This window comes from Flexivirga sp. G2 (assembly GCF_055397625.1).
The window spans coordinates 3,298,432-3,312,088 of sequence record NZ_AP039675.1 but is presented as its reverse complement, the minus strand read 5'-3'; the positions used below and the strand labels follow the sequence as shown (position 1 = coordinate 3,312,088).

Here is a 13,657-nt window from a genome sequence, read left to right as displayed (position 1 = left end):
CAAGGACACGTGACTGACATTTCGCGTACGAGCGGCGGGGCCGGTGCAGCACCGGCCCCGCTTGCTGCGCACCCCGAGACGGTCCGGGTGCTGCTGGTCGAGGACTACAAGATCTACCGGCACGGGCTGCGGATGATCCTCGACCTCGAGGACGACATCGAGGTCGTCGGGGAGACCGGCAGCGCCGTCGAAGCGCTCGAGATCGCGACAGCTGCGGTGCCGGACGTGGTGGTGCTGGACATCTTCCTGCCGGACGGCAACGGCGTACAGGTGTGCCGGCAGCTCACCGCGCGGTTCCCGAACACCCGGGTGCTGATGCTCACCGCCTCCGACGAACACTCCGACCTGGTCGAGGCCGTGAAGGCCGGCGCCACCGGCTACCTGCTCAAGGACATCGCGCCCGACCAACTGCCCACGTCGATCCGCTCCGTCGCGGGCGGTCAGGCGCTGGTGTCACCGGAGCTCGGCTCCACCCTGATGTCCGAGTTCTCGGCCATGGTGCGCGGCACACCGGCACGCGACGAGACGGCCGGCGAGGAGCCGGTCGATGACGAGCCGGCCAGCGAGCTGACCGATCGCGAGCTGGAGGTTCTCGGGCTGGTGGCACGCGGCTGGTCCAACCGCAAGATCGGCGAGGAGCTCTTCATCGCCGAGAACACCGTCAAGAACCACGTCCGCAACATCCTCGACAAGCTGCAGTTGCGCAGCCGGATGCAGGCGGCGCTGTATGCCGTCCGCGGCGGCCTGGTCGACGACTCGGTCGACGACATCGATTGACCGGCATCGACCGACGACATCGACTGACCGGCATCGACCGACCGGCACCGACCGACCGGGCTCAGTCGCCGGACGACTTCAGCCGGTCGAAGAGCAACAGGTCGACGACGCTGCCGTCGCCGAGCAGTTCGGCGGACCGGGCGCGGCCGATCTGGTCGAAGCCGCACCGCTCGGCCACCGCGGCCGACGCGTCATTGCCCGCGGCGACACCGAGGGTCAGCCGGCGCAGTCCGAGCCCGCCCTGCGCGCTCGGCATGAACGCATACGCGCAGACCGCACGCAACGCGTGCGTCGCAAGACCTCGGCCGCGCTCGGCGGACGACAACCAGTAGCCGGCCTCGGCGTTCCCGTCCGCGATGTTCTGCAGGCCGATCATGCCGGCGAACTCCTCGTCGTCGGGACCGCAGATCACCCACCGACAACCGTGTCCGGTGAGGTCGATGTGCCGGTGCTGAGCGACGTAGTCAGCGGCGCGACGGTCGAGGTCGTCCTGGGGGAGCGACAGCCACTGCCGGAGGTGCGGCTCGGACCAGCTGCGAGCGACGGCTGCTGCATCGGCACGGCGCAGCGGCCGCAGCCGGACGTCGGGGAAGCCCAGCGCCGGCGGCTGGACGGCGCGTTGCCGTTCGCGCGCATCGGTCGAGAGCAACTCGAAATAGGCGCCGTCGGTGATGCGGCCGTCCGCCGCGGTGTAGGCCTGCCGGTCCTCACCCCACTGCCGGAAGCCGGCCCCGCGAAGGAGTGATCGGGACGGGTAATTGTCCAGGTCGGTCTCGGCATACAGCCTGGTGAGCCCGAGGCCCCCGGCGTGTTCGGGTGCGAAGGCGTGCGCGACGACGGACTCCAGGACGGCCGGCAGGATGCCGCGGCCCCGCGCGACGGGCAGCAGCCAGTAGCCGACCTCGCCGGACGTGGCCGTGCCGTCACCGACGTGGAAGATCGCGACGTCGCCCCACGCCTGGTCGGAGTCCGCATCGGCGATGCACCAGGGGAGCGACGTGCGTTCGTCGGTGTACCGGCGCTGTCGGGCCAGCCACCCGGCGAACGACGTCTTGGTGACTTGCGCAGCGGCCGGCATGTACTTCTTCGCGAGCGCATCCGGCTCGTCGGGCATGTGCCGCACGTCGTCGTCGCGCCACGGGCGTAACCGCACGCCGTCCAGCTCGATCGTCGGTATGACGAAGGGCGAAACACGTTGCGCTTCAACGTCGTCGGTGGCCAGCAGTTCCCAGTTGAGCGCATCGGTCGGTCCGCTGCCGTCACGGGCCAGCACCGACCGCTCGATGCCCCACATCCGGAATCCGGCACGGCGCAGGACACGCGCCGATGCGAAGTTCTCGATGTGCGTGCCCGCCTGCAGGCGGTGCAGGCCGAGGCCACCGGAGGCTCGGTCGGCGAAGGCGTGTTGCCGGATCAGCTCGACGGCGTCGTACATGACACCCCGACCACGAGCCTGCGGGTAGAGCCAGTAGCCGATCTCGCCGTTGCCGCGTGTGAAGTCCACGTCGAGACGCCCGACCTTGAGGTAGCCGAGTGGCTCGTCGGTCTCGGCATCGGCGATGCACCAGTGGACGGCGGCCCCGGCCGCCATGGACTCCCGCCGGTCGCGAAGCCACTCGTCATACGTGCTCGGGGTGGGCTGCATTCTGGTCGCCATCAGGCGGCTGGCCTCGTCCGGCTCCTGCACGAAGCGCACGTCGTCGTCGCGCCACGGACGCAGCCGGATCGCGCGGGATTCCAGCACTTTCGGCTCGAGCGCACCGGGTGTCACGTTGTCGGAGGGAGGGACCACGGCAGCAGCCAATCACGCACTGCTGATGGGAGCCATGGATTTTCTAGGCGGGATCGCCCGGCTGCCGGGCGTGCTCCACGGCCAGCAGTTCGAAGTAGGCGGTGTCGGTGATCGTCCCGTCGTGGGCGATGAACGACGCGTGGTCCTGGCCGTACTGCCGGAACCCGGCGCCCGCGAGCGTCAGCATGGAGGCGTGGTTGCCGTCCACGGTCGCGGCATCGAGACGTTGCAGGCCGAGCCCGTCGGGTGAGAACGCATGATCCACAACGGCTTTCAGTGCCTCGGTCGCGAGCCCGCGGCCGCGACCCTCGCGGTAGAGCCAGTAGCCGACGGTGCCGCTGCGCAGGGGAGAGTCCAGCCCGCGCACACCGATCGAGCCCAGCGGCCGGTCGGTCTCGGCGTCGGCGATGCACCACTCGATCGCCGTGCCCTTCAGCCCGTCGAGACGCTCGCGCGCCAGCCAGCGCTCGTACGTCGCAGCCGGTGGGCGGGGCTCGATGCCCATGGCGGCCGCGGCCTGCGGGTCGGGCGCCGGCTCGGTCTCCGGCGCGTCCTGCTCACCCCACATGCGCAACACCAGGCGTGCGGTGCGCAGGGTCGGAACGGCCAACAGCCGGGTGCGTTGCGCGTCCCGGTCGTCGGTCGCGAGCAGTTCGAACTCGGTCTCGTCGCTCACGCTCCCGTCGTCGTATGCCGGCAGGCCCGACACCGTCCCGACCGCCCGAAAACCACCGGCGCGCAGCACCCGCTGCGACGGGAGGTTCGCCCGGTCGGCATTCGCACCGAGACGGCGCAATCCGAGTCCGCCGTCCGCCGGCGCAGCGAAGGCGTGCGACACCACGAGGTCCAGCGCCGCCGCCAGGTGTCCCCGGCCGCGAGCTGACGGTTGCAGCCAGTAGGCGAGCATCGCGCTGCCGCGCAGCATCGGCAGGTTCATCCGGAAGAGCTGGATGCCGCCGAGCGGCCGGTCGGTCTTCGCGTCGGCGATGCACCAGACGATCGCCTCGCCGCCCGCCATCCGTTCACGGCGGCCGAGCAGCCAGCTGTCGAAGCCCTCGGCGGTCGGCGCCGATCCGAGCATGAAGCGGGCCAGGCCCGCGTCCAACGGTTCGTCGGGTGCGTCGGCGTCGGTCCACGGGCGCAACCGGATGCCGTTGCCCGCGAGTTCGGCCGGCTCCCGCCAGGGCAGCTGCGGCGTCCGGGGCTCGTGCGCGTGCAGGTGTCCGAACCAGGTGCCGGTGGTGGTTCCGTCGGGTCCGTGGTGGGTGGCCGGCCAGGTGCCGTCCTGCGTGAAGCCGAGTGCCCAGGCGACCCGTCGGGAAGCCCAGTTGCCCTGCGCGGCGCGCCATACCAGCGTCCGCAGGCCGAGGCTCTCGAACGCGTGCGTCACCAGCAGCCGGGCGGCTGCCGTCGTCACGCCGCGACCGCGCACGTCCGGGTGCACGCCGTAGCCGATCTCCGAGGTGCCGTCGGCGCGCGGGTGCAGATTGATCGAGCCGGCCCAGCGACCGTCCAGCTCGATCGCCCAGGCGCCCTGGGCGGGTCCGGACTCCCAGGTGGAGCGCACCTGCTGCAGGAATTCGCGCGCCTGCTCCATGCCGTATGGCGAAGGAAGCGGAACACCGGCCCGGGAACGCGGATCGCACGCGAATTCGACAATGCGGTGCAGATCCGACTCGCGGTGTGCGCGCAGCGTCAGCACGCCATCGGTGAGTTCCGGGACGTCATCGGGGAAGACCGGCATCCCGGCAGCCAACCACATCGCCGCACCCGGTAACGCGGGCGGGAACCCATCACCGGGTCCCGACCATTAGCATGGGTGAGTCTGTCTACAAGTCGAGACGATCAGGCTGGTCGTCCAACTACTTCGGAGTTTCTGTGCCCAAGGTTGTCGAGAAGGTCCTGCGTGCCGGTGAGGGCCGCACCCTCAAGAAGCTGCAGGCGTATGCCGCGCAGGTCAATCTGCTCGAGGAGGACTTCGCAGGACTGTCCGACGCGGAGCTGCGCGAGGAGACCGACAAGTTCAGGAAGCGCCTCGCCGACGGTGAAACGCTGGACGATCTGCTGCCCGAGGCGTTCGCCGCCGTGCGCGAGGCCAGCAAGCGCACCCTCGGCAAGCGGCACTTCGACGTGCAGCTCGCCGGTGGCGCGGCGCTGCACCTGGGCAATGTCGCCGAGATGCGCACCGGTGAGGGAAAGACCCTGGTCGCGACCCTGCCGTCATACCTGAATGCGTTGACCGGCAAGGGTGTTCACGTCATCACGACCAATGACTACCTGGCCGAGACGCAGGCCGAGCAGATGGGCCGCGTGCACCGTGCGCTGGGCCTGGAGACGGGCTGCATCCTGGCGTCGATGACGCCGGACGAGCGCCGCGTCGAATACGCCAAGGACATCACCTACGGCACCAACAACGAGTTCGGCTTCGACTACCTGCGCGACAACATGGCGTGGTCCGACGCGGAGCTGGTGCAGCGCGGCCACAACTACGCGATCGTCGACGAGGTCGACTCGATCCTGATCGACGAGGCCCGCACGCCGCTGATCATCAGTGGCCCCGCCGACGAGGCGACCCGCTGGTATGTCGAGTTCGCCAAGATCGTCGAGCACCTGAAGCGCTCGCCGAAGAAGGAGAACTCCCTTCCCGGTGACGGCGACTACGAGGTCGACGAGAAGAAGAAGACCGTCGGTCTGCTGGAGTCCGGCATCGAGATCGTCGAGGACCTGCTCGGCATCGACAACCTCTACCAGGCCGAGAACACCCCGTTGATCGGCTACCTGAACAACGCCATCAAGGCCAAGGAGCTGTTCAAGAACGACAAGGACTACGTCGTCATGAACGGCGAGATCCTGATCGTCGACGAGCACACCGGCCGCATGCTGGCCGGCCGTCGCTACAACGAGGGCATGCACCAGGCGATCGAGGCCAAGGAAGGGGTCGAGATCCAGAACGAGAACCAGACCCTCGCGACGGTGACGCTGCAGAACTACTTCCGCATGTACGACAAGTTGTCCGGTATGACGGGCACCGCCCAGACCGAGGCTGCCGAGCTCTACCAGATCTACAAGCTCGGCGTCGTGACCATCCCGACCAACAAGCCGATGATCCGCAAGGACCAGTCGGACCTGATCTACCGGACCGAGAAGGCCAAGTTCAAGGCCGTCGTCGACGACATCGTCGACCGCCACAAGGAGGGCCAGCCGGTCCTGGTCGGCACGACCAGCGTCGAGAAGAGCGAGTACCTCTCCGAGCAGCTGCGCCGCAAGGGCGTGCCGCACGAGGTGCTGAACGCCAAGCACAACGAGAGTGAAGCGGCGATCGTCGCGCAGGCGGGTCGCAAGGGCGCCGTCACGGTGTCGACCAACATGGCCGGCCGAGGCACCGACATCATGCTCGGCGGCAACCCGGAGTTCATCGCGATGGCTGCGCTGAAGCGCAAGGGCCTGTCGCCGGAGGACACCCCGGAGGAGTACGAGGACGCCTGGGACGAGGCGCTGGCGAAGGCCGAGAAGGCCGTCGAGAAGCAGCACGAGGAGGTCGTCGAGCTCGGCGGTCTCTACGTGCTGGGCACCGAGCGGCACGAGTCGCGCCGGATCGACAACCAGCTGCGTGGTCGCGCCGGCCGCCAGGGCGACCCGGGGGAGAGCCGGTTCTACCTGTCGCTGCAGGACGACCTGATGCGGTTGTTCAACGCCGCGATGGTCGACCGCTTCATGCAGACCGCCAAGATCGAGGACGAGGTCCCGATCGAGTCCAAGATGGTCAGCCGCTCGATCCAGAGCGCGCAGAGCCAGGTCGAGGCGCAGAACTTCGAGATCCGCAAGAACGTCCTGAAGTACGACGACGTGCTCAACCGTCAGCGTGAGGTCATCTACGGCGAGCGTCGCAAGGTGCTGGAGGGCGAGGACCTGGAGGTCCAGGTCCGCCACTTCATCAACGACACCGTCGATGCGTATGTCGACGGCGCCACCGCCGAGGGCTTCTCCGACGACTGGGATCTCGACAAGTTGTGGGAGGCATTGCGCGACCTCTACCCGGTCTCGCTCACCGAGAAAGAGATCGAGGAGGAGGTCGGCGGTCGCGCCGGACTGCAGGCCGACCTGCTCGCCGAGGAACTGCGCTCGGACGCCCAGCACGCGTATGACGCACGCGAGAACGAACTCGGCGACCGGGTCAGCCGCGAGGTCGAGCGCCGCGTGGTGCTGACCGTGCTGGACCGCAAGTGGCGCGAGCACCTCTACGAGATGGACTACCTCAAGGAGGGCATCCACCTGCGGCAGTACGCCCAGCGTGACCCGCTGGTGGAGTACCAGCGCGAGGGCTTCGCGCTGTTCGGTGCCATGAACGACGCCATCAAGGAGGAGTCGGTCCAGCACCTGTTCCACGTGCAGGTCGACCCCGAGGAGGTGGCCGCATCGCTGCCCGCGCCGAAGGAGAAGATGACCTTCTCCGCGCCGGGCGAGGACGGCGCCGCGACCGCGCACGCGGTCGACGACGACGGCCGGGTCATCGACGAGGACGACTCGAACCTGCCGCGTGCCCAGCGCCGGGCCCGGAAGAAGGCGAAGAAGAACGAAGCCGGCAAGGCGAAGGCCAAGAGCTGAGCGCTAGCCGATTTCCATCGCGGTCACCATCCAGCGGCCGTCGACACCGACCATCCGCAGCGCCATGGCGCGCACGCGGCCGTCGTGCTGGATGACCACGCTGGCCTCGACGACACCGTCGTCGGGCTCGCACAGGTGCACGCGGCGCACGAGTGACCGATGCAACGGTCGTGCGCCGCGGCGCTTGGCGATCACCGAACGGGCATTGACGCGCTCGTAGACGAGTGGGCTCACCCAGCGGGCGATCTGGTTCGTCGAGCGGACTCCCGTCATACATTCCAGGAGGGCGCCGGCGATCCGCTGCAGCCAGGCGTTCGGTTCGGGCAGCAGGTGGCTCCGCGTCGCCTGCGGACCGAACTGCGGGTCGACGTCCTCGGCGCCCAGCACCACTCGCAGCGCCGGCTGCGAGTAGCCGCGCCGCCGGTCGCGGGAGGCGGCCACGACGTCGTCGTAGAGCACATCGACGGCCGACTCGTCGAGGGCCGGCGGTTGCCAGCCCGAGGCGGGGGACAGGTGCAACGGCTGGACGGTGGCGGTGCTCATCGGATGCTTCCTTCGAGTGCGTGGTCCGGTGTCTGCAGGCTGGTGCCGACCTCGAGCAGGTCGGGATCGTCCCCGATGACGTGGCGGTTGGCGGCATACCAGCGTGGCCACTCGGCGGCGATCGTCTGCGCGTCGGCGTGCGGGCCGAGGTGCGCCGCCGCGATCGACCAGAGGGTGTCGCCGCGATGCACGACGACCGCCCCGGAGTCGTCGGCGACCGGCTTGCCGGTCACCAGGGGTGCGCAGTCGCGGGCGACCTGATCGGTGCGGGCCGGCTTGTCCGGGACCCATCCCGGAGTGGGTGCATCCTGACCCGTGCACGAATCCGCAGTTTTCGCAGGGTGTTTCGTGTCCTGGCTGGTGGTCCAACCCGGGGACGGCGCGGTGCCGGCGACGTGGGAGCGCGTCGCGGTGGTGCCCGCGGTCGAAACGGTCGAGTGAGACGCAGCGAACGCGGGTGCGGTCGCCGACACACTGGACAGGGCGGTGATCGCGAGCAGGACCGCGGCGACTCGTCCGATCATCCCGCCGGCGTGGGGACCACGTCGCGCGGTCCCGGCGTCTCCGCCGCCCGAGCCCGGTGTACGGCGCAGCAACGTCGCCGTGGCGAGCGCGATCAGCAGCGTCGCCCAGAGCAGGGCCAGCACGAGTGCGGCCCAGAGCAGCACCGGCAGTGCATCGGGCGTATGGACGGTGCTGCGGTGCTCCAGTCGGTGCAACTCGCCGAGCATGCCGCCCCACGCGAGGTATGCCGCCAGGAGTGCACTGCCCGCCGCCAGCACGCCGAGTGTCACCGCCCGAGCGCGGTGCCCTGTCCCGTGGATGTGCCCGGTGATCCCCATGTCCCGCATGTTCGCCCTCCCTTGGCGCCGGTGCTGCGATGCATCATCAGGTCGTAAAAGGTATTAAACGACATCAACTGACAACAAAGGCACTTAAACACATTCATCTGCAGTTGTCCATGGCGGTGGCGCGGCCCGCTACCGTTGCGGCGTGCGTTGGCAGGACTTGTTCTCGGATCTGGAGGCCCAACTGCTCGCCGAGCAACGGCGGGAGTTGCAGGCCGAGGTTGCCGACCGCACCCGGCGCGAGCGGTCCGAGGTCACGGTGCTGGATCGTGCGGCGCGGTCGGTCGGCAGCGTGATCACGGTCGTGACGGGCGCCGGTTCGGTACGCGGCACGCTGGACGATCTCGGCAAGGACTGGTTGCTCGTCCAGGAAGAGGGGCGGCACGCGGCCCTCGTGCCGATGAGCTCGGTGACCGCGTTGGTGGGGCTGGCGACACGCAGTGACGACGACCGCGGGCTGGGACGCCGGTTCGGTGTCGGTGTGGCGTTACGCGCGATCGCGCGGGACCGTGCAGCGGTGGCGATCCACGACGTCTCCGGCGGCCTGGCGACCGGGACGATCGACAAGGTCGGCGCGGATCACGTCGACCTGGCGGAGCACCCGGCCGATGCGGTGCGCCGAGCCACGGCCGTCACCGGTCACCGGGTCGTGCCGTTCGCCGCGATCGGGATCGTGCGTCGGGCGTGAGCGATCAGCTCTCGTCGTCGCCGAAGTCGCCAGCGGCGACGCGGGCCTGGGCATCGGCATACTGCCGTTGGATGTAGGACTCCAGCTCGGTCAGTTCGATGCGCCATGACTTGCCGACCTTGATGGCGGGCAGTTCTCCGCTGGTCACCAGACCGTAGGCCTGGCGCGAGGAGATGCTCAACGTCTCGGCGACGTCGGCGATGGACACGAATCGCGCTGGCACGGCGGTGCCCTCCTTGATCTCGCAACTGGCAGTGGCCTCATTGTGTCGCATCCGGCACCGTCTCCCACGGACCGCCTGTGGACAAACCCCCGTTCGGCCTGCCGATTCTTTACAGTCTTGGATGTCGAGGGCGGGGGCGTCCTCGATGAGAAGAACCGCAAGGGGAGGACCACGTGGAGAGTCGACGTCATAGTGCAGCGGATGAGCTGCCCACACCGACAGCGCACCGGCTGCAGCGACCGTCATGGCGCGACAGCAGGCTGGTGGCCGGAGTGCTGCTCGTGCTCGTCGCCACGATCGGCGGCGCCGCCGCGATGCGCCACTACGACAACTCGGTCGAGGTGCTCCAGGCGTCACATCCCCTGGTGCCCGGACAGAAGGTCGGCTCCTCGGACGTGCACGCCGTCAAGGTCCGCATCGACCAGGCGGGCGGCACCTATCTCAGCGCCGACGACCCGCTGCCCCGGGGCGAGGTGCTCCGGGAAGTACGTGCCGGCGAACTGGTCCCACGCTCCGCCGTTGGCAGCAGTTCGAAGGTGTCGGTCAAGGCCGTCGCGTTGCCGGTCGAGGCGTCCCAGTCCTCGAACCTCGTCAAGGGTTCGGTCGTGGACGTATGGGTCTCGGCGAAGGAGCAGACCAAGGTCGGCCAGGACTCGTATGCCGCGCCGGCCCGCATCATCGAAGGTGCGGTGGTGGCCCGGGTCCCCAGTGGCGGCGGAGGCTTCTCGGTGTCGTCCGACAGCGGCGCGGTGCACGTCCTCGTGCCGGACGACAAGGTCGCCGAGGTCCTGGAGTCGGTCAACCAGGGCGCCAAGGTCGACCTCGTGCCGGCCGCCGGTTCGCCGCTGAAGGGCGACTGATGGCGACCGCGGTCGTGACGGCGATCGGCGCAGCCCACGAGGCGGCGGTTGCCGCGGCGTTGGGTCAATCGACCGGAGTCCGCCTGGTCCGGCGCTGCGCGGACGTGGCCGACCTGCTGGCGATCTGCACCGCCGGCCGTGCCGACGTCGCGGTCCTGTCGGCCGACTTCCACGAGCTGGACCGCGGCGTGCTCAGCGCGCTGCGGGACGCCGGCGTCGGCATCGTCGGCGTGCACCAGCCGGGTGTCGAGGAGGAGCAGCGCGTGCTGCAGCAGTGGGGCGTGCGGACCCAGCTCCCGGTCACCGCGTCTGCGGCCGATTTCGAGCGTGCCGTGCAGGGCGTCGCGGAGAGTGCCGCGGGCGGCGTCGGGTCGAGCGGGGCCACGCGCGACGCCGGCTCCGTCCCCGATGCATCCGACGATCCGACGGTGTCGCTGGAGGCCGAACTGGCAGCGTTGTCCGACGGGGGAGCGCCATACCTGCCCCGGAAGCCGGTGGTGGAGCAGTCGTTCGCGCTGCCGACACCGCCGGTGCCGGACGGGCCGCGGGAGACCGCCCGGATCGTCACCGTGTGGGGCCCGCCCGGCGCCCCGGGGCGAACCGTTGTCGCCGTCAACCTGGCGGCCGAGGCCGCGCGGCTGGGCGTGCCCACCGTGCTCGTCGACGCCGACACCCATGCCGCCTCGGTCGCGCAGCACCTGGCGCTGCTGGACGAGGCACCCGGTGTCGCGGCCGCGACCCGACTCGCCGACTCCGGGCATCTCGACGTGCGCTCGCTGGCCGGCGTCGCGCCGGAAGTGACGCCCGGGCTACGGGTGCTGAGCGGTCTACCGCGCGCGGATCGGTGGCCGGAGGTCCGCGACGACGCGCTCGAGGCGGTCCTCGAACAATGCCGGCAGTTGGGCCGGCTGATCGTCGTCGACGTGGCCGCCCCGCTGGAGCAGGACGAGGAGCTCAGCTACGACACGGCGGCGCCGCGCCGTAACGCGGCGACGCTCGCCGCCCTCGGCGCTGCCGACACGGTGCTCGCGGTCGGCTCGGCGGATCCGGTGGGGCTGCAACGTCTGGTGCGTGGTCTCGACGAGTTGCGCGGCGTGATCTCCGCTACGCCGTGGGTCGTCGCGAACCGGGTCCGGTCCTCCGCGGTCGGTTCTTCACCCGAACAACGCGTCACCGAGGCGCTGCAGCGCTTCGCCGGGGTCACGTCGCCGGCGATCATCCCGGACGACCGGGCCGCGTGCGACGGCGCACTGCTGGCCGGGCAGGTGCTGGCCGAGCACGCAGCCGGCTCCGTCGCACGCAAGGCGATCGCGCAGCTCGCGGCCGATCTGACCGGGGTGACGGCGACGAGCCGGCGCAGCTGGTTCGCCGGCCGGCGCTGATCGGCGTCCGCGCGTTCGCCCCATGATCGTGAAAACATGTGGCCGTGGCTGACCGACTGAGCGCGCTCGACGCGTCCTTCTTCTACCTGCAGGACCGTACGACGCCCATGCACGTGGGATCGGTGATGATCTTCGACCCCCCTGCAGGCGGTTTCGAGTACGAACAACTGGTCAGCCTGGTCAGCAATCGCATCGCGTTCGTGCCCCGCTACCGGCAGAAGGTGCGGCAGGTGCCGGGGCGGCTGCTGCCGCCGGTGTGGGCCGACGACGAGCACTTCGACGTGAGCTACCACGTACGCCGGTCCGCGCTGCCCAAGCCCGGCACGGCGGCACAACTGGAGGAGTTCGTCGGCCGCATCCAGGCCCGGTCGCTCGATCCGCACCGCCCACTGTGGGAGCTCTACCTCGTCGAGGGGCTGGAGGGCGGCCGGTTCGCGATCGTCACCAAGACCCACATCGCGCTGGTCGACGGCATCCATGCGATCGACATCGGTCAGATCATCGTCGACCCCGAGGCGACCCGCGAGCAGCCCATCCCGCAGACCTGGCGCGCGTCCCGGACGCCGAGCGGCTTCGACCTGCTGCTCGGCGCCGTCAGCGACGTGGCACGCAACCCGCTCAGCGTCGCGCACCTGGCGGCCGGCGGAGTCCGTGGCGCCGCGAGCGGTGCCCACCGACTCGTCCGGCAGAGCGGCTCCGGTGCCGCGTCGGCGGCTGGTGTGCTCGCCCGGATCGCCACCCGCCCGGCACCGGACAGTCCGTTGAATCGGTCCATCAGCGTGCACCGACGGTTCGTGATGGTCTCGACCGAACTCGCCGACTATCGGCGCATCCGCGACCAGAGCGCCGAGTCGGTGACCGTCCACGATGTCGTGCTCGCCACCATCACCGGTGCGTTGCGCGGCTGGCTGCTCGCACGCGGTGAGGTCGTCCCCGGCGGTGATCGGGTCCGCGCGCTGGTGCCGCTGAGCGTGCAACCCGAGGACGCCGGACCCGACGCCCACCTGGCGGAGGAGGTGTCGCCGATGTTCATCGACCTGCCGGTCGGTGAGGCGCGCCCGAAGATGCGCCTGCACCAGATCGCGTATGCCACCAGCCAGCACCTGGACGACGGCGCCTCGGCGATCGACGCCGCCTCGATCGCCGGACTCGCCGGCTTCGCGCCGCCGACGCTGCACTCGTTGGGTGCGCGGCTCGGCAACGCCATGTCGCGTCGCATGTTCAACCTGGTGATCACGAACGTGCCCGGGCCCCAACGCACCCTGTATGCCGGGGACGCACCGATGGTCGAGAGTTACCCCGTCATCCCGCTGCCCAAGGGCCAGACGCTGTCGATCGGGCTCACGTCATACAACGGCCGGGTCGACTTCGGCCTGACCGCCGACCGGGAGGCGATGTCCGACGTGGACTTGTTCGGCCAGTGCCTGGCCGATGCCCTCGCCGAACTGCTGGACGAAACGGAGACTCGCGGATGAGCAACCTGATCAGGACCTACCTGCCCCTGGACGCCGAGGAACTGCGCGCGCTGGACGAGACCGGCGCGCTGCCGGCGCGAACCCGTCACGCGTTCGCGGTCACCGACCGGTTGCGTGCCCAGTTGCCGAACGAGGACGACGAGGGCCTGGAGTACCTCGCGACCCAGGACGCCGCGACGGATGCGGCGGCCCGAGACCTACGAGTGGTCGCGTCCGTCGATGTCGATGACGACGAGGTCACCGAGCGTGCCGAGTCGGACGCCGCATCGGCCGTGCGGATCGAGGGTGCGCCGCCGCGCCGCCGGATCGCCAGTTTCCACGTCCTCGATCCGGCCGGTGAACGCGACGTCGACGCCGACCTCGAGCTGTCCTGGTATGACGCCACGGAGTTGCCGTTGGTCCGCGAGGCGCTGACCGACTGATTCCGGGCCGGCCGAGACGAATTCGGCCGACAAGAACACGTT

At 69.8% G+C, this 13,657-nt stretch carries 12 protein-coding genes; 7 read left to right on the top strand and 5 right to left on the bottom strand.

The genetic code is table 11. From position 1 onward, the window contains the following. Positions 1 to 9 precede the first annotated feature (9 nt). Positions 10 to 777 (top strand): response regulator, encoded by a 768-nt coding sequence (locus ACZ50J_RS16050; RefSeq protein WP_464298153.1) that lies wholly within the window; start codon positions 10 to 12, stop codon positions 775 to 777. 61 nt (positions 778 to 838) lie between these two features. On the opposite strand, the gene ACZ50J_RS16045 is transcribed toward ACZ50J_RS16050, so the two are convergent. Both ACZ50J_RS16045 and ACZ50J_RS16040 read right to left on the bottom strand, forming a co-directional pair. Continuing rightward, positions 839 to 2,569, bottom strand: coding sequence for a GNAT family N-acetyltransferase (locus tag ACZ50J_RS16045; RefSeq protein ID WP_464298152.1), 1,731 nt, complete (start codon positions 2,567 to 2,569; stop codon positions 839 to 841). 43 nt (positions 2,570 to 2,612) lie between these two features. Continuing rightward, positions 2,613 to 4,331 (bottom strand): GNAT family N-acetyltransferase, encoded by a 1,719-nt coding sequence (locus ACZ50J_RS16040; protein ID WP_464298151.1) that lies wholly within the window; start codon positions 4,329 to 4,331, stop codon positions 2,613 to 2,615. A 116-nt stretch (positions 4,332 to 4,447) separates the two neighbouring features. On the opposite strand from ACZ50J_RS16040, the gene secA reads away from it, so the two are divergent. After that, the gene (gene secA, locus ACZ50J_RS16035; protein ID WP_464298150.1) at positions 4,448 to 7,174 is read left to right on the top strand and encodes a preprotein translocase subunit SecA; all 2,727 of its coding nucleotides are present in this window, start codon (positions 4,448 to 4,450) and stop codon (positions 7,172 to 7,174) included. A gap of 3 nt (positions 7,175 to 7,177) precedes the next feature. Here the strand turns inward: secA and ACZ50J_RS16030 are convergent, their stop codons facing one another. Continuing rightward, the gene (locus tag ACZ50J_RS16030; protein ID WP_464298149.1) at positions 7,178 to 7,717 is read right to left on the bottom strand and encodes an Rv3235 family protein; all 540 of its coding nucleotides are present in this window, start codon (positions 7,715 to 7,717) and stop codon (positions 7,178 to 7,180) included. After that, on the bottom strand, positions 7,714 to 8,568 hold the full coding sequence (locus tag ACZ50J_RS16025) for a LysM peptidoglycan-binding domain-containing protein (protein ID WP_464298148.1): 855 nt from the start codon (positions 8,566 to 8,568) through the stop codon (positions 7,714 to 7,716). The genes ACZ50J_RS16030 and ACZ50J_RS16025 overlap by 4 nt, the downstream gene beginning before the upstream one ends. Before the next feature lie 142 nt (positions 8,569 to 8,710). On the opposite strand from ACZ50J_RS16025, the gene ACZ50J_RS16020 reads away from it, so the two are divergent. Continuing rightward, positions 8,711 to 9,253, top strand: a complete 543-nt coding sequence (locus ACZ50J_RS16020) for a hypothetical protein (protein ID WP_464298147.1) — start codon at positions 8,711 to 8,713, stop codon at positions 9,251 to 9,253. A gap of 4 nt (positions 9,254 to 9,257) precedes the next feature. Here the strand turns inward: ACZ50J_RS16020 and ACZ50J_RS16015 are convergent, their stop codons facing one another. Further along, positions 9,258 to 9,527: a helix-turn-helix domain-containing protein gene (locus ACZ50J_RS16015; protein WP_464298146.1), complete on the bottom strand. Its 270-nt coding sequence runs from the start codon at positions 9,525 to 9,527 to the stop codon at positions 9,258 to 9,260. A 122-nt stretch (positions 9,528 to 9,649) separates the two neighbouring features. Between ACZ50J_RS16015 and ACZ50J_RS16010 the strand changes: the two genes are divergently transcribed. The 4 genes from ACZ50J_RS16010 to ACZ50J_RS15995 are packed head-to-tail and all read left to right on the top strand — an operon-like array spanning position 9,650 to position 13,615. After that, positions 9,650 to 10,336, top strand: a complete 687-nt coding sequence (locus ACZ50J_RS16010; RefSeq protein ID WP_464298145.1) for a hypothetical protein — start codon at positions 9,650 to 9,652, stop codon at positions 10,334 to 10,336. Continuing rightward, entirely contained in the window at positions 10,336 to 11,718 is a 1,383-nt protein-coding gene (locus ACZ50J_RS16005) for an AAA family ATPase (RefSeq protein WP_464298144.1), read from the top strand. The genes ACZ50J_RS16010 and ACZ50J_RS16005 overlap by 1 nt, the downstream gene beginning before the upstream one ends. 44 nt (positions 11,719 to 11,762) lie before the next feature. Then, complete coding sequence (locus ACZ50J_RS16000) at positions 11,763 to 13,193, top strand: WS/DGAT/MGAT family O-acyltransferase (protein ID WP_464298143.1); 1,431 nt, start codon at positions 11,763 to 11,765, stop codon at positions 13,191 to 13,193. Then, positions 13,190 to 13,615, top strand: coding sequence for a DUF6912 family protein (locus ACZ50J_RS15995; protein ID WP_464298142.1), 426 nt, complete (start codon positions 13,190 to 13,192; stop codon positions 13,613 to 13,615). Before ACZ50J_RS16000 ends, ACZ50J_RS15995 begins: the two co-directional genes overlap by 4 nt. The last annotated feature ends 42 nt before the right edge of the window (positions 13,616 to 13,657 follow it).